This is a genomic window from Kineococcus sp. TRM81007, from assembly GCF_022669155.1.
GTDB lineage: Bacteria > Actinomycetota > Actinomycetes > Actinomycetales > Kineococcaceae > Kineococcus.
This window is the reverse complement of sequence record NZ_JALBVB010000056.1, coordinates 521,808-537,122: the sequence shown is the minus strand read 5'-3', so window position 1 is coordinate 537,122 and position 15,315 is coordinate 521,808. Positions and strand designations below refer to the sequence as shown.

At 75.8% G+C, this 15,315-nt stretch carries 14 protein-coding genes; 5 read left to right on the top strand and 9 right to left on the bottom strand.

The window, feature by feature from the left end:
• Positions 1-18 precede the first annotated feature (18 nt).
• Positions 19-1,173 (bottom strand): osmoprotectant NAGGN system M42 family peptidase, encoded by a 1,155-nt coding sequence (locus MN205_RS16670; protein WP_374115965.1) that lies wholly within the window; start codon positions 1,171-1,173, stop codon positions 19-21.
• A gap of 172 nt (positions 1,174-1,345) precedes the next feature.
• On the opposite strand from MN205_RS16670, the gene MN205_RS16665 reads away from it, so the two are divergent.
• On the top strand, positions 1,346-2,611 hold the full coding sequence (locus tag MN205_RS16665; RefSeq protein ID WP_242129309.1) for a trans-acting enoyl reductase family protein: 1,266 nt from the start codon (positions 1,346-1,348) through the stop codon (positions 2,609-2,611).
• A 45-nt stretch (positions 2,612-2,656) separates the two neighbouring features.
• Here the strand turns inward: MN205_RS16665 and ngg are convergent, their stop codons facing one another.
• The 3 genes from ngg to MN205_RS16650 are packed head-to-tail and all read right to left on the bottom strand — an operon-like array spanning position 2,657 to position 6,643.
• Entirely contained in the window at positions 2,657-4,456 is a 1,800-nt protein-coding gene (gene ngg / locus MN205_RS16660) for an N-acetylglutaminylglutamine synthetase (protein ID WP_242129307.1), read from the bottom strand.
• Positions 4,457-4,473: 17 nt separating this feature from the next.
• Entirely contained in the window at positions 4,474-6,258 is a 1,785-nt protein-coding gene (locus tag MN205_RS16655; protein ID WP_242129305.1) for an N-acetylglutaminylglutamine amidotransferase, read from the bottom strand.
• 22 nt (positions 6,259-6,280) lie between these two features.
• Positions 6,281-6,643, bottom strand: coding sequence for an HIT domain-containing protein (locus MN205_RS16650; protein ID WP_242129303.1), 363 nt, complete (start codon positions 6,641-6,643; stop codon positions 6,281-6,283).
• A gap of 230 nt (positions 6,644-6,873) precedes the next feature.
• Here MN205_RS16650 and MN205_RS16645 point away from each other — a divergent pair, with 230 nt between their 5' ends.
• Together MN205_RS16645 and MN205_RS16640 are read left to right on the top strand one after the other, a co-directional pair.
• A complete protein-coding gene (locus tag MN205_RS16645) occupies positions 6,874-7,356 on the top strand; it encodes an RNA polymerase sigma factor (protein ID WP_374115964.1) in 483 nt (160 codons plus the stop codon).
• On the top strand, positions 7,353-8,498 hold the full coding sequence (locus MN205_RS16640) for a Gmad2 immunoglobulin-like domain-containing protein (RefSeq protein WP_242129300.1): 1,146 nt from the start codon (positions 7,353-7,355) through the stop codon (positions 8,496-8,498). Before MN205_RS16645 ends, MN205_RS16640 begins: the two co-directional genes overlap by 4 nt.
• Before the next feature lie 68 nt (positions 8,499-8,566).
• Here the strand turns inward: MN205_RS16640 and MN205_RS16635 are convergent, their stop codons facing one another.
• The 3 genes from MN205_RS16635 to hrcA are packed head-to-tail and all read right to left on the bottom strand — an operon-like array spanning position 8,567 to position 11,301.
• Complete coding sequence (locus MN205_RS16635) at positions 8,567-9,067, bottom strand: DUF1648 domain-containing protein (RefSeq protein ID WP_242129298.1); 501 nt, start codon at positions 9,065-9,067, stop codon at positions 8,567-8,569.
• 34 nt (positions 9,068-9,101) lie between these two features.
• Complete coding sequence (dnaJ, locus tag MN205_RS16630) at positions 9,102-10,220, bottom strand: molecular chaperone DnaJ (RefSeq protein ID WP_242129295.1); 1,119 nt, start codon at positions 10,218-10,220, stop codon at positions 9,102-9,104.
• A gap of 40 nt (positions 10,221-10,260) precedes the next feature.
• Positions 10,261-11,301 (bottom strand): heat-inducible transcriptional repressor HrcA, encoded by a 1,041-nt coding sequence (gene hrcA, locus MN205_RS16625; RefSeq protein ID WP_242129293.1) that lies wholly within the window; start codon positions 11,299-11,301, stop codon positions 10,261-10,263.
• 126 nt (positions 11,302-11,427) lie between these two features.
• On the opposite strand from hrcA, the gene MN205_RS16620 reads away from it, so the two are divergent.
• Positions 11,428-12,297, top strand: a complete 870-nt coding sequence (locus MN205_RS16620) for a DUF3097 domain-containing protein (protein ID WP_242129291.1) — start codon at positions 11,428-11,430, stop codon at positions 12,295-12,297.
• 119 nt (positions 12,298-12,416) lie between these two features.
• Complete coding sequence (locus MN205_RS16615) at positions 12,417-12,983, top strand: DUF4870 domain-containing protein (protein WP_242129289.1); 567 nt, start codon at positions 12,417-12,419, stop codon at positions 12,981-12,983.
• Positions 12,984-12,987: 4 nt separating this feature from the next.
• Here MN205_RS16615 and MN205_RS16610 read toward each other — a convergent pair whose 3' ends face one another.
• Both MN205_RS16610 and hemW read right to left on the bottom strand, forming a co-directional pair.
• Positions 12,988-14,037 carry an LLM class F420-dependent oxidoreductase gene (locus tag MN205_RS16610; RefSeq protein ID WP_242129287.1) on the bottom strand — a complete coding sequence of 350 codons (1,050 nt, stop codon included), beginning with the start codon at positions 14,035-14,037 and terminating at the stop codon, positions 12,988-12,990.
• A 38-nt stretch (positions 14,038-14,075) separates the two neighbouring features.
• Positions 14,076-15,287: a radical SAM family heme chaperone HemW gene (gene hemW / locus MN205_RS16605; RefSeq protein ID WP_242129284.1), complete on the bottom strand. Its 1,212-nt coding sequence runs from the start codon at positions 15,285-15,287 to the stop codon at positions 14,076-14,078.
• Positions 15,288-15,315: the final 28 nt, after the last annotated feature.

The window sequence follows — 15,315 nt, the reverse complement described above, 5'->3', positions numbered from 1 at the left end:
GCTGCCCTGGCCGCCGGCTCAGGCGCCGGCGCGCTCGGGCACGACGGTGCGGTCCACGGGTTCCAGCTGGGCCGGCTGCACGCTGTCGGAGGGGAAGTCGGCCAGGTCGCCGTGCTCGGCGCGGTCCCACTCGTCGAAGGTGAGCCCGCTCTGCAGGTACACCACCAGCAGCCGCGCCAGCGCGACCAGGCCGTCCAGGTGGGTGCGCTCGTGGCCGTGGCTGGACTCCAGGCCGAAACCCAGCAGCGCGGCGCGCGCCTCCATGCCGGCCTCCAGCGCGGGGGCGGCATCGGAGCGGTAGTGCCGGTAGACGTCGCGCACGGCGGGGATGCCGTGCTCGCGGGCCAGGGAGTGCAACCGGCGCGACAGGTGGAAGTCGAACGGTCCCGTCATGTCGAGCATGCCGACGCTGACGTGGTCCTCGCGCGACGTCTGGCCGTCGGCGACGACCGCGTTGTCCACGGCCACCAGCTCGGCCAGCTCGGGGGCCAGGCCGTGGGTGGCGCCGAAGCCGACCTCCTCGCCGATGGTGACGAGGAGCTGCGCGGTCACCGCCAGCGGCAGCTCGGCGTCGCGCAGGGCCTTCAGCGCGGCCAGGCAGGCCGCCAGCCCGGCCTTGTCGTCCAGGTGGCGGGACTTCACGTAGCCGTGGCGGGTGATCTGCGGGGCCGCGTCCAGGGCGACGAAGTCGCCGACCTGCACGCCCAGGGCGTGCACGTCCGCGGCGCCGGCGACCGGTTCGTCGATGCGCACCTCGACGACCTGCCAGCCCACGCCCTGGGTGTCGATCTCGTCGCCGAAGGTGTGCCCGGAGCTCTTCAGCGGCAGGACGGTGCCCGTGTACACCTTGTCGAAGTCGTCGGTGAAGATCGTCACGTGGGCGCCCTCGGAGAACCGGGCGCTGTGGCTGCCGACGGGCACGACCTCCAGGCGGCCGTTGTCCTTCACGCGCTTGACCATCAGCCCGATGGTGTCGGCGTGGACCACGACGGCGCGGCGGACCACGTCGGTGCGCCCGCGCAGGGTGGCGCGCAGCATGCCCCGGCGCGTCAGGTCGACCGGCAGCCCGAGGCTCTCGATGTGCTGCCCCACGACCTGCATGACCGCGTCGGTGCGCCCGGAGGGGCTGGGCACGCGCAGCAGCTCCATGAGGGTGGACGTCAGGTAGTCCACGTCGACCGGTGCGTCGACGACCCCGGCGGCGGTGTCCTTGCCGGCGGTGTGGGTGCGGTGCTGGGGGCGGTCGGTGGGGCTCACGGGCCGATACTGCCGTCTGCCGGGGCGGCGGTCCCAACCGGGGCGTGTGCGCGGGCAGGGGCGCCGGGCCGCGGTTACGGTGGGGCGGGTGCGGCGCGACACCAGCCACGGCCCGGAGCGCGACCTCGACGTGGTCGTCTTCGGCGCCACCGGTTTCGTCGGCCGGCTCGTCGCCGGCCACCTCGCCGCGCACGCCGGGCCGGGGACGCGCATCGGGCTCGCCGGCCGCTCGGCGCAGCGCCTGGAGCGGGTGCGCGCCGGTCTGGGGAGCGCTGCCGAGCGCTGGCCCGTCCTGACGGCCGACGCCACCGACGAGGCGTCGCTGCGCGAGCTCGCCGGCACCGCGCGCGTCGTCGTCAGCACGGTGGGGCCGTACCTGCGCCACGGGCTGCCCCTGGTCGCCGCGTGCGCCGCGGCCGGCACCCACTACGCCGACCTGACGGGCGAGACGCTGTTCGCGCACCGCAGCGCCGGGGAGTTCCACGCCGCCGCCCGCGGCAGCGGCGCGCGGATCGTGCACTCCTGCGGCTTCGACTCGGTGCCCTCCGACCTGGCGGTGCTGCTGGCGCACGAGCGCGCCACCGCCGACGGCGCCGGGCACCTCACCGACGCGGTGCTGGAGGTGCGCTCGGCGCGCGGCGGCGTCAGCGGCGGGACGGTGGACTCCCTGCGCCTGCAGCTGGACACCGCCCGCAGCGACCCGGCGGCCCGGCGGCTGCTGGCCGACCCGTACGCGCTGAGCCCCGACCGCGACGCCGAACCGGACCTGGGCCGCGAGCGCGACGTGTTCCGCCCGCACCGGCGCGAGGAGGACGGCGCCTGGGTGGCGCCGTTCGTGATGGCCCCGTACAACACCCGCGTGGTGCGGCGCAGCAACGCGCTCCTCGGTCACGCGTACGGGCCGCGGCTGCGCTACCGGGAGGTCGTGGCGTTCACCGGGCGGTCGGCGCCCGTGGGAGCGTTCGCGGTGACGGGAGCGCTGGGGGTGCTCGCCGGGGCGCTGGCGCTGCGGCCGGCCCGCCCCCTGGTGGACCGGCTGCTGCCCGTCCCCGGCAGCGGCCCGTCCGAACGGACCCGGCGCACCGGCCGGTTCCGCGTGGTGCTCGACGCGCGCACCGCCGGCGGGCGCCGCTACCTGACCGCGGTGGCCGCGCAGGGCGACCCCGGGTACGCCGCCACCGCCGTCATGCTCGGCGAGAGCGCGCTGGCCCTGGCGCTGGACGGCGAGCGCCTGCCGGACGCCGCCGGGGTGCTCACCCCCGCCACCGGCATCGGCACGGTCCTCGCCGACCGGCTGCGCACCCGGGGCTTCACCCTCCGCACCGACGACGCCACCGCCGCACGACCGCGGTGATCGAGGGGTCGCGACTTCCCCGATCACCGCGGGAGGGGCGGGGGTTCAGCGCTGCTCGACGCGCCGCGTCTCCGGGAAGAGCAGGTCCAGGAACCGCTGCGCCGTGGGCCGCGGCTGGTGGTTGGCCAGACCGGGGCGCTCGTTCGCCTCGATGACGACGTGCTCGGGACCGGACACGTCCGGCACGAGCAGGTCCAGGCCGGTGACGGGGATGCCCAGGGCGCGGCTGGCGGCCACCGCCGCGTCCACGAGGTCGGGGTGCAGGTCGTCGGTGACGTCCTCGATGGTGCCGCCGGTGTGCAGGTTCGCGGTGCGGCGCACCTCCAGGCGCTCCCCCCGCGGCAGGACGTCGTCCATGCCGAAGCCCGCGTCGTGCACCACCGCTTCGGTGGTGTCGTCCAGCGGGATGCTGGACTCGCCGCCGGTGGCTGCCTGCCGGCGGCGGCTCTGCTTGACCACGAGGGTGCGCACGTCGTCGCTGCCGGTGCCGATGACGGCGGCGGGCCGGCGCACGGCGGCGGCGACGACCTCGTGGTCGATGACGACGATCCGCAGGTCCTGCCCGGTGACGAACTCCTCCACGAGGACGTCGGGGCAGTTCGCCGACGCCTCGGCGACGGCGCGCCGCAGCGTCTCGGCGTCGCGCACCCCGATGGTGATGCCCTTGCCCTGCTCCCCCCGGGCGGGCTTGACCACCACGGGGCCGGTCTCGGCGATGAGCCGCTCGGCGGCGGCCAGGCCCTCGCCGTCGGCCAGGGCCGGCGCGGCGAGCTCTACCCCGCGCGGGACCCGCACCCCGGTGGCCGCGAGCAGCCGGCGCGTGACGCGCTTGTCGTCGCAGCGGCTCATCGCCACCGCGCTCGTCAGCTCCGAGAGCGACTCCCGCGTCAGCAGGGAGCGGCCGCCGAACGTCAGGCGCATCTCCCCGCTGGGGGCGTCAGTGACCTCCACCCGCACCCCGCGTCGCAGCGCCTCGTCGGCGATGATGCGCGCGTAGGGGTTCAGCTCGCCCAGCCGCTCCGGCTGCGGGGAGAACAACGGCCGGTTGATGGGGTTCTTGCGCTTGACGACGACCGGCGGGGCGGGGCGGAAACCCAGCCTGCGGTAGAGCGCGATGGCGCCGTCGTTGTCGTGCAGGACGGACAGGTCCAGGATGGCGCGCCCGCGGGCGACGTAGCGCTCGGCCAGCACCCGCACCAGCGCCTCCCCCGTGCCGCGCGGCGCGCTCTGCGGGTCCGCGGCCAGGCACCACAGGCTCGCGCCCTCGTCGGGGTCGCCGAACGCCAGCACGTGGTCGACGCCGGTGACGGTGCCGACGACCGCCCGCGTGCGGGTGTCCTCGGCGACGAGGTACGTGAACGTGCGGGTGCGGTGGTTCGCCCACATGACGTCCGGGTCGGAGGTCACCATCCCGTTCGCCGCGTACAGGCGGTTGACGTGCTCCAGCTCGGAGCGGTCGCGCACCATCCGCACGAACACGTCGGGGTTGCGGTCGCGCGGGGGTCGGTAGCGCGCCAGCGGCAGGCGGAACGTGATGGACGGGTCCATGAACAGCTCGTGCGGCGCGAGCCCCACGAGCACCTGCGGTTCGGGCACGTACATGGCGATGTCGCGCTCGCCGGACTCCTCGGCGCGCAGGGCGTCGACGACGTCGCGCTGGTCGGTGAACGTGTGCCCGAACACCAGCCGGCCCCAGCCCATGTCGAGCACGACGTCGCTGGCCATGTCGCGCGTGAGGTGGCTCGGCGGCCGCTGCCAGTTGCGGCTGGAGATGGTGTGCGCATCCTGGCCGCGGTGCCGCAGCCCGGCCACGTTCGCCCGGCGACGGGTTCCCACGGTGCTCATCGTCCTCCCCCGGCGGTTCAGTCGATCCCGTGCTGCTGCAGCCACAGCTCCAGCAGGCCCAGTTGCCACAGCTTGTTGCCGCGCAGCGGGGTGAGCTCGGCGTTGGGGTCGCGCACGAGCTCGGAGACGTACTCGGGGCGGAACAGCCCGCGGCGGCGGGCGGCCTCGCTGGTCAGGGCGTCCTTGACCAGGCCGAGGACCTTGCCCTGCAGGTGGGTGATCGCCGGCACGGGGAAGTAGCCCTTGGGCCGGTCGATGACCTCGCGCGGGATGACCTTGCGGCCCACGCGCTTGAGGACGCCCTTGCCGTCGTCGGACAGGTGCAGCTCCGGCGGGATCGCCGCGGCCAGCTCGACCAGCTCGTGGTCGAGGAACGGCACGCGGGCCTCCAGGCCCCAGGCCATGGTCGTGTTGTCGACGCGCTTGACGGGGTCGTCGACGAGCATGACCTCGGTGTCCAGGCGCAGCGCGGCGTCCACGGCGGTGTCGGCGCCGGGGGCGGTGAAGTGCCGGCGCACGAACTCGCGGGAGACGTCCGAGCCGGTCAGCCACTGCGGCTGCAGGACCTGCGCCATGCCGGCGTGGTCGCGGTCGAAGAACGCCTTCGCGTAGGCGTCGACGCCCTGCTCGGGGCTCAGGCCCGCCAGCGGCGGGTACCAGTGGTAGCCGCCGAACACCTCGTCGGCGCCCTGCCCGGACTGCACGACGCGGATGGACTGCGACACCTGCTGGGAGAGCAGGTCGAAGGCGACGACGTCGTGGCTGACCATCGGCTCGTGCATGGCGCCCACGGCGTGGCCCAGGGCCCCGACGAGCTCGTCGCCGGTGACGCGGATGCGGTGGTGGTTCGTCGCGTAGCGCTCGGCGATGACGTCGGAGTAGGCGAACTCGTCGCCCTCGCGGCCGCCGACGGACTCGAAGCCGATGGAGTAGGTCGCCAGGTCGGTCTGCCCCGCCTCGGCCAGCAGGCCGGTGATGAGGCTGGAGTCCAGGCCGCCGGAGAGCAGCACCCCCACGGGCACGTCGGCGACGGTGCGCCTGCGCACCGCGGCGCGCAGGGAGTCCAGGACGGCGTCCTCCCAGTCCTCGCCGGAGAAGCCGGCGAACTGCTCGCGGCGCACGTGCTGGGCGTTCCAGTAGCGGTGTTCGCGGCTGGTGCCGTCGGCCTCGATCACGCGGACGGTCGCGGGGGGCAGCTTGCGCACGCCCTTGAGGATCGTCAGCGGAGCGGGCACCACGGCGTGCCAGGAGAGGTAGTGGTGCAGCGCGACGGGGTCGATGGTGGTGTCCACGTCCCCGGCGGCCAGCAGCGCCGGCAGCGAGGAGGCGAAGCGCAGCCGCCCCGGCGTCTCGGCCAGGTAGAGCGGCTTGATGCCGAGGCGGTCGCGCATGAGGACCACGCGGCCGGAGTCCCGCTCGTGCAGGACGACGGCGAACATGCCCTTGAGGTGGTCCACCACGTCGGTGCCCCACCGGTGGTACCCCTTGAGGATGACCTCGGTGTCGGAGGTCGAGCTGAACCGGTACCCGTGACCGATCAGCTCCTCGCGCAGCTCCCTGTAGTTGTAGATGCAGCCGTTGAAGACCGCGTGCAGGCCGAGGTCGGGGTCCACCATGGGCTGCGAGCCGCACACCGACAGGTCGATGACGGACAGCCGCCGGTGCCCGAAGGCCACCCGGCCCTGCGCCCAGTAGCCCTCGCCGTCCGGTCCGCGGGGCGCCAGCGGCTGCGACATCCGCTGGACCGCCCCGATGTCCGCAGGCCGACCGTCGAACGTGATCTCACCGCACAAGCCGCACATGGGACCCCATCCAACCCTCTGACTAGCCGGGCGGCCAAGTGAAGGCCCGGCCGCCCAGGACGTGACCGTGCACGTGGGGCACCGACTGACCCACGTCCTCGCCGCTGTTGAAGACGAGCCGGTAGTGCCCGCCGCAGCGCTCGTCGGCCACCCGCTGGGCCACCTGGACCAGGCGCGCGAGCGTCGCGGGGGCCTCGGCGGCGAGGTCGGCGACGGTCTCGTGGCGCTCGCGCGGGACGACCAGGACGTGCACCGGGGCCTGCGGGTCGGCGTCCTCGAAGGCGACGACGAGGTCGTCGGAGTGCACGACCGTCGCCGGCAGGTCCCCGGCGACGATGCGCAGGAAGAGGTCGGCGGGGGCGCTGCCGTTCCGTCTGCCGCTCATGGCGGAACCGTACCCGCGCGGCCCGCCGGGTGCCCGGGGTGCCCGCTCCCCCTCCCGGCCGATCACCTCCGGTTGGATGTCAACCGTGACCGCTCCTCGCTCGTCGTACTGGTGTGGAGATGCTCAGAGCGCGGCGCGCCGTGGCTGACCGGCAGGTCGGTCCCGGGCCCGGCGTCGCGCGCGACGGGCACGACGCCGACGACCCCCGCACCTGGGACGCCGACACGGCCGTGACCGTGCTGTACGCCGCGCACTGGCGGCGCCTGGTGGCGCTGGCCGCGGAGTTCACCGGGGAGACGTCCACGGCCGAGGAGGTGGTGCAGGAGGCGTTCGTCGCGCTGCACCGCCGCTGGCGGCGGCTGGACGACCGGGCCTCGGCCGTGGCGTACCTGCGGCAGGCGGTGGTCAACGGCGCCCGCGACGTGCTGCGCCACCGCGCCGTGGCCGACCGCAGGCGCCCACTGCCGGACCCGGCGCCGGAGGGCCCGGAGGAGCGGGCGGTGCGCTCCGCGGAGCACCGGCTGGTCCTGGCCGCGCTGGACGGGCTGCCCGCGCGCCAGCGGGAGGTCCTGGTGCTGCGCTACTCCGCCGACCTGTCCGAGCAGGACATCGCCGAGACCCTGGGCATCAGCCGCGGGGCCGTCAAGACGCACGCGCACCGCGGGCTGGCGGCGCTGCGCGCCGGCCTGACCCGCCAGGAGGGAACCCCGTGAGCGACCGCCCCGACCCCGACGACCCGGCACCCGCCGGGCCGCTGCCCGACCCGGACACCGACCCCACCGCCCGCGCGCTGCGCGACGCCCTCGCCGCCCGCGCCGACGCGGTGCAGCCCACCGAGCGCCTCCAGGAGATCCGCATGAGCACCAACGCCAGCCGCCGCTCCACCCGCGCCTGGGCCGCCGTGGCGACCGCCGCCGCGGTCGTCGTCGTCGGCGGCAGCGCCTTCGCGCTGACCCGGGGCGACGGCGCGGTGCGCACCGTCGCCTCGGCCTCCACCGGGACGACGCAGCAGGGCACCACGTCGCCCTCCCCGGCGCAGGACGCGACGACCGGTGCGCCGGCCGAGGGGACCACCGGAGCGACGACCCCGCCGGAGGCGGCGAGCACCAGCGACCCCGGCACGCCCGCCGCGGGCACCGGGCAGGCGCTGCCGGCCGGCTCGGCCACCGTGCCGGTGTACTGGCTGGGCGGTGACCCGCAGCTGCTCTTCCGCGAGTACGTGCCCGCCGGCGACGCGGCGGACGACGCGACGAACGCGCTGCGCGCCGTGCTGGGCGGGCAGCCCTCGGACCCCGACTACGCCAGCCCGTGGGGCCCGGACGCCTCCGCGACCGTGACCGCGGGCGAGGACCGGCTCGTCGTGGACATCGCCGCCTCGGCGGCGTCCGGGGACGCCAAGGCCGGTGACGTGACGGCCGCCGTGCAGCAGCTCGTCTACACGGTCACGGCCGCCGCCGGCGAGGACGTGCCGGTCGAGATCCGCGTCGACGGGCGGTCGGAGCCGCTGGTGTTCGGCTACGCGCTGCCGGAGACGGTCTCGCGCGCGCCGCAGGCGGACGTGCAGGCCCCGGCGTGGATCACGTCCGTGGACACCGGCACCCCCGGCCAGGTGGTCGTCGAGGGCGTCGGCAGCGCCTTCGAGGGCACCCTGCTGTACACCGTCACCGACGCCTCCGGCGCCGAGGTGACCCGCGGGCCGGCGCAGGCCGGCGCCAACGGCACGTTCGCGGAGTTCTCCGTGACGATCCCGCTGCCGGCGGGCGAGTACACCGTCCTGGTGGAGCGCCCCGACGAGTCCGGCGGTGAGGCCGGCGCGCAGCCCGCGGGCGACACCAAGAGCTTCACCGTGCGCTGAGGCTCTCCCCCGACCGGTGCGGTGAGGGCCCTCGGGGGGTCCTCACCGCACCCGCCGGCGGGTGCGGGTCAGCGCCCGGCACCCGTCGGCACGCGGTACCGGGTGAACCCCAGGCTCAGCGCCCACAGCAGGAGGCCGGCGAGCCAGGTCCCGAAGACGGCGAAGAACCACCACGGCAGCCGGCCGGTGCCCGTCAGCGCCACCTGCACGATCGCGCCCTCGACGGCCGTCAGCAGCAGCATCGTCGCCGTCCCGACGGCCCACAGGTCGCCGAGGGCGCGCCGGCGCAGCTCGGCCTCGTTCTCCGGCGCCCTCCAGTACCAGGCGTTCGGCACGTTGACCACGTCCACCGGCAGGCGCCGCACCCCGGCGGCCAGCGCCGCGAAGAGCGCCGCGAGAGCTGCGCCGATCAGTGCGGAGACCGCGACCGCCTCGGCGCGGCTGCTCCAGTCGTCGGCCTCGCCGCTGCCGCCGAAGTGGGTGGGTACCCGCTCCGGCAGCACCAGGGCCGCCACGACGACGGCCGCGGCGTAGAGCACCACCGACGCGGTGAACACCTTCGCGCGCACGCCCCCACCCTGCCGCAGGGGCGCGCGCCGGGCGTCAGCGACCGCCGAAGCGCTCGCGCAGCTTGGAGAAGACGCCGTGGTGGGCCGGGGACAGCTTGCCCGCCGGGCGCACCTCGCCGCGGATCTCCGCCAGGCGGCGCAGCAGCTCCTCCTGCTCCTCGTCGAGGTCGCGCGGGGTGACGACCTCCAGGGTGACCAGCAGGTCGCCGCGGCCGGCCGAGCGCAGGTGCTCGACGCCCTTCTGCTTCAGGGTGACGACCTCGCCGCCCTGCGCGCCGGGGCGCACCTCGACCTCCTCGTCACCGTCGAGGGTCTCCAGCGGGATCGACGCCCCCAGCGCCGCGGCCGTCATGGGGACCTCCAGCGTGCACAGCAGGTCGTCACCGCGGCGGGTGAAGACCGGGTGCGGGCGCTCGTGGATCTCCACGTAGAGGTCGCCGGGCGGGCCGCCGGCGGTGCCGACCTCGCCCTGGGCGGCGAGCTGGATGCGGGTGCCGGTGTCCACGCCGGCGGGGATGCGGATGGTCAGCGGCCGTCGGGCGCGCACCCGCCCCTCGCCGGAGCACTCCAGGCACGGGCTGGGCAGCACGGTGCCGAAGCCGTGGCAGGTGGGGCACGGCTGGCTGGTCATGACCTGCCCCAGCAGGGAGCGCACCACGCGCTGCACCGAGCCCTGGCCGCCGCAGATGTCGCAGGTGGCCGGCTGGGTGCCCGGCTGGCAGCAGGTGCCCTTGCACGTGGGGCACAGCACGGCGGTGTCGACCTGGATCTGCCGCTCGCCGCCGAAGGCGGCCTCGGCGAGGTCCACGTCGACGCGGATGAGGGCGTCCTGGCCGCGCTGGGTGCGGCTGACCGGCCCGCGGCCGCCGCCGGCGCCGCTCTGGCCGAAGAAGGCGTCCATGATGTCGGAGAAGCCGAAGCCCTGCCCGAAGCCGCCGGCCGCGCCGGGCGCGCCGCCGCGGTCGTACTGGGCGCGCTTGTCCGGGTTGGACAGCGTCTCGTAGGCCTGGGAGACCTCCTTGAACCTGTCCCCCGCGTCCGGGTCGGAGGTGACGTCGGGGTGGAGCTTGCGCGCCAGCTTGCGGTAGGCGCGCTTGATGTCCTCCGCCGAGGCGTCCCTGCTGACGCCCAGGACGTCGTAGTAGTCGCTCACGAGGTGCTCAGGTCTCCCGTTCGGTGGTTCGTCCGGTCGGTCACTGGGACAGGATGCGCGACACGTAGCGGGAGACCGCCCGCACCGCCGCCATCGTCGTCGGGTAGTCCATGCGGGTCGGGCCCAGCACGCCCAAGCGCGCCAGCACCTCCCCCTCGCCGTAGCCGCTGGTCACCACGGACGTCTCGGGCAGCCCCAGGTGCAGGTTCTCCGCGCCGATGCGCACGCTGAGGGCACCGCGGTCGGTGACGCCCTCCTCGGCCATCTCCTGCACCAGCCGCAGCAGCACCACGTGCTCCTCCAGCGCTTCCAGCACGCTGCCCAGGCTGGCGGAGAGGTCGGCGCCGGAGCGCACGAGGTTGGCGGTGCCGGCGATCACCACGCGTTCCTCCAGCCCCGCGGTCAGGCACTCGCCGAGGGCGGCGACGACCTCCGCGGCCACCGCCGTCTGGCCCGGCTCGCTGGCCTGGACGACGGCCGTCAGCTCCTCGCGGGCCTGCTTCAGCCGCTTGCCGGCCACGGCGGCGTTGACGCGGTCGCGCAGCGCGGCCAGCTGCTCGGGCAGCGCGTCCAGGTCCCCGGCGGAGCGCACCTGCACGACGCGCTGCTCCACGCGGCCGGTGTCCGTGATGAGCACCAGCAGCGCGCTGCGCCCGCCGACCGGCACGACCTCCACGTGCCGCACCGCGGCGCGCGAGAGGGACGGGTACTGCACGACGGCGGCCTGGCGGGTGATCTGCGCCAGCAGCCGCACCGTGCGGTCCACGACGTCGTCGAGGTCGACGGCGCCGTCGAGGAAGGCCTGGATGGCGCGCCGCTCGGCGGGCGACATGGGCTTGAGGTTGGCGAGGCGGTCCACGAACAGGCGGTAGCCCTTGTCGGTGGGGATGCGCCCGGCGCTGGTGTGCGGCTGGGCGATGTACCCCTCCTCCTCCAGCACCGCCATGTCGTTGCGGATCGTCGCGGGTGACACGCCGAGGCGGTGGCGCTCCACCAGCGCCCGGGACCCCACGGGCTCGTGGGTCGAGACGTAGTCCTCCACGATGGCGCGCAGCACCGCGAGCCTGCGGTCGTCGCTCACACCCACCTCCGTCCCCTCCACTGCCTGGCACTCGTCCACTGCCTGGCACTCGCCGAACCCGAGTGCCAAGTCTACGCCGAGCGCGCCTCCACCGCGCCGCCCGCACCGGTCGTTAGCGTGCCGCGGGTGAGCCCCAGGCACCCGTCCAGCGACCGCTACGGCACCGACGTGCTGTCCGCGAACCCGCACCCGCAGCGGCCGACGCACCGCGAGGAACCCGCCGCGCGCGGACTCGTCGTCGAGGACGTGGAGACCGGCTGGGTGGGCGCGGTGGTGCGCGTGGAGAAGAGCGGCGGCGTGCACGTGGTCGTCCTGGAGGACGCGAAGGGCCGCACCCGCACCTTCCCGCTGGGCCCCGGCTTCTGGGTGGACGGGCAGCCGGTGAAGCTGGTGCCCCCGCGCGCCGCGGCCGCGCCCACCGGCCCCGCCCGCACCGCCAGCGGCTCGGTCGCGGTGGCCGGCGCGAGCGCCCGCACCGCGCGCGCCTCCCGGATCCTCGTCGAGGGGCGCCACGACGCCGAGCTGGTGGAGAAGGTCTGGGGCGACGACCTGCGGGTCGAGGGCGTCGTCGTGGAGATGCTCGACGGCGTCGACGACCTCGACGCCGCGGTGCGCTCCTTCGGCCCGCGCCCGGGCCGGCGCATCGGGGTGCTCGTCGACCACCTCGTGCCCGGGTCGAAGGAGTCGCGGATCGTGGCGCAGGTGGGGGCGAACCCCCACGTCCTGGTGGTCGGGCACCCGTTCGTCGACGTGTGGCAGGCGGTGCGGCCCCAGCGCCTCGGGTGGGAGCGCTGGCCGGTGGTCCCGCGCGGCACCTCCTGGAAGCACGGGATCCTCGCGGAGCTGGGCTGGCCGCACGCCACGCAGGCCGACGTCGCGCACGGGTGGAAGCGGATCCTGGGCACCGTGCGCAGCTACGCCGACCTGGAACCGGCGCTGCTGGGCCGGGTGGAGGAGCTGGTGGACTTCGTGACCGCGGACGCGGCGGACCGCTGAGGCGCCCGCCTCCTCCCCTCGTCGCACCCGGGACCACCCCGCGGGGGGACGACACCCGGCCCGCCCGCGCGGGAGGATCGACGCGAACCCGAACCCCGGCGACGCCCCAGGAGGCCACCGTGAGCGACCCGCACCAGCCGCCCCGCCCGGACTTCACGAAGGACCCGCACGCCCCCGGCGCCGGCGGGGAGCAGCAGCCCGGCTGGACGCCCGGGTGGCGCCCGGGCTGGCAGCCCGAGCAGGAGGCGGCGCAGCAGCACGGTCAGCAGTGGCCGCACCAGCAGGGTCCCGGCCGGCCGCCGCAGTGGCAGCAGAAGCCGCCGGTGTCCGTGCAGGACGAGCGCACCTGGAGCGTGCTCGCCCACGTGGGCACGCTGCTCGTGTGGATCAGCCTGCCGGTGATCGCCCCCCTGGTGGTCTTCCTCGTCTTCAAGGACCGCAGCCGGTTCGTGCGCGAGCACGCCGCCGAGGCGCTCAACGCGAGCATCTCGCTGCTGATCTACGTCCTCGCCCTCAGCGCGGCCGCCACCGTGCTGACCGTCGTGACGCTGGGGCTGGCCGCCCCCCTGTTCGCCCTGCCCGTGCTGCTGGTCGTCGGGGCGTCCGTCTTCGGGGTCCTGGCCGCCGTCGCGGCGAACTCCGGCCGCGCCTACCGCTACCCGCTGACCCTGCGCCTGGTGCGCTGAGCGCTCAGGCCGCCAGCGCCCGCACCGCCGCCACCCGGTCGGCGAGCACGGGCGCCTGCGGCACCAGGGCCAGGGTGGTGACGCCGGCGCGCGCGTAGTCGTCCAGGCGCGCGCGCAGGCCCGCCGCCGGCCCCACGAGGCAGGTGGCCTCCAGGAAACCGGCCGGCACGGCGGCGGCGGCCGCGCGGTGGTCGCCGGCCAGGAACCTCTCCTGCACCTCGTCGACGGCGTCGGAGAACCCCAGGCGGCGGGCGAGGGAGGCGTAGAAGTTCTGCGAGCGCGACCCCATCCCGCCCAGGTACAGGGCGACGTGCCGGCGCACCGGCGCCTCGGCCGCCAGCCGCTCCTCGCCGGTGGCGTCGGTGACGAGCACCGGCACCGAGGCGCACACGTCGAACTCCCCCACCGGCGGTTCGGCGCGCCGCGCCCGGCCGGCGGCCAGCTGCGCGAACTGCTCCCCGCACGACTCGGGGGCCAGGAACACCGGCAGCCACCCGTCGGCGACCTCCCCGGCGAGCTCGACGTTGCGCGGCCCGACGGCGGCCAGGTAGATCGGCAGGTCCGGCCGGGGCTCGGGCAGCATCAGCCGCAGCGGCACCCCCGGCCCGTCCGGCAGCGGCAGCCGCACGTGCTCGCCCTCGTGGCGCACCACCCGGCGCGCCAGGACCTCGCGGACGACCGCGACGTGCTCGCGGGTGCGCGCCAGCGGCGCGGCGAACCGCTGCCCGTACCAGCCCTCCGAGACCTGAGGACCCGAGACGCCCAGGCCGAGGCGGAACCTGCCTCCGGAGAGGACGTCGAGGGTGGCGGCGGCCATCGCGGTGGCCGCGGGCGCGCGGGCGGGCACCTGCAGGACCGCCGAGCCCAGCGCGATGCGCGAGGTCTGCGCCGCCAGCCAGCCCAGGACGCTGACGGCGTCGGAGCCGTACGCCTCGGCGACCCACGCGCTGTCGCAACCGGCGTCCTCCGCCGCGCGCACCAGCGCCAGGGTGTCCGCGGCCGCCGCTGCCGCGTCACCGCCGGTCAGGTAACCGAGGTTCACTCCCAGGCGCACGTCGCGAACCTAGCCCACCCGGGGGGCGGGGCAGGGGTTCAGCCGAGCAGGGCGCGCACCACGGCGTCGGCCAGCAGCCGGCCGCGCCGCGTCAGCGCCCACCGCCCGTCACCGAGGGGCTCGACCAGCCCGTCGGCCAGCAGCCCCGGCACCGCCGCCACCGCGACCGCCCCCCACCACGCCGGGTCGAACCCCTCCGCCAGCCGCGAGCGCAGCAGCACGTCCTCGGTGCGCCGGTCCTCGCCGGAGAGCACCTCGCGGGCGTGGGCGGGGCTCTCGCCGCGCCCCAGGCGACCCGCGTAGGCGGTGGGGTGCTTGACGTTCCACCAGCGCACCCCGCCGACGTGGCTGTGCGCGCCGGGGCCGATCCCCCACCAGTCGCCGCCGCGCCAGTAGGCGAGGTTGTGCCGGCAGGCGTGCTCGGCCTTCCGCGCCCAGTTGCTCACCTCGTACCAGGAGAACCCCGCGGCGCCGAGCGCGTCGTCGACGATCTCGTACTTCTCGGCCTCGTCGTCGTCCTCGGGCGCCGGCACCTCGCCGCGGCGGATGCGGGCGGCCAGCCGGGTGCCCTCCTCGACGATGAGCGCGTACGCCGAGACGTGGTCCGGCTCGCACGCCAGCGCCTCGTCCAGGCTGCGGCGCAGGTCGTCCGCGGACTCCCCCGGCGTGCCGTAGATGAGGTCCAGGCTGACGTCGAGACCGGCCTCGCGCGCCCAGCGCACCGCGTCGGGCACGCGGCGCGGGTCGTGGGTGCGGTCCAGCACCGCCAGCACGTGCGGCACCGCGGACTGCACGCCGAAGGAGACGCGGGTGAACCCGGCCGCCGCCAGCACCGCCAGCGCCTCGGGGGTGACGGAGTCCGGGTTGGCCTCGGTGGTCACCTCCGCGCCCGGTTCCAGGCCGAAGCGCTCGCGCACCGCGCCGAGCATCGCGGCCAGGTCCGCGGCGGGCAGCAGCGTGGGCGTGCCGCCGCCGAAGAACACCGTGGAGGCGGGGCGCGCGGCCGGGCCCAGGACGCGGGCGGCGAGGGCGACCTCGGCGGCGGCGGTACCGGCGTAGGCGGCCTGCGAACCGCCACCGCCCAGCTCGGTGGCGGTGTAGGTGTTGAAGTCGCAGTAGCCGCAGCGCACGGCGCAGAACGGCACGTGCAGGTACACCCCGAAGGTGCGCTCCGCGGCGCCCGCGAGGGCGGCGGACGGCAGGGAGCCGTCGGTGGGGACGGTCTCGCCGTCGGGCAGGGAGCTGGGCACCCCCCCAGTGTCACCCCGACGGAGCACC

Bases quoted from the DNA above. Each gene is read 5' to 3' on its own strand.
- ngg (WP_242129307.1), bottom strand. From the start codon at position 4,456: ATGAGCACCGTGGGAACCCGTCGCCGGGCGAACGTGGCCGGGCTGCGG.
- MN205_RS16655 (WP_242129305.1), bottom strand. From the start codon at position 6,258: ATGTGCGGCTTGTGCGGTGAGATCACGTTCGACGGTCGGCCTGCGGAC.
- MN205_RS16650 (WP_242129303.1), bottom strand. From the start codon at position 6,643: ATGAGCGGCAGACGGAACGGCAGCGCCCCCGCCGACCTCTTCCTGCGC.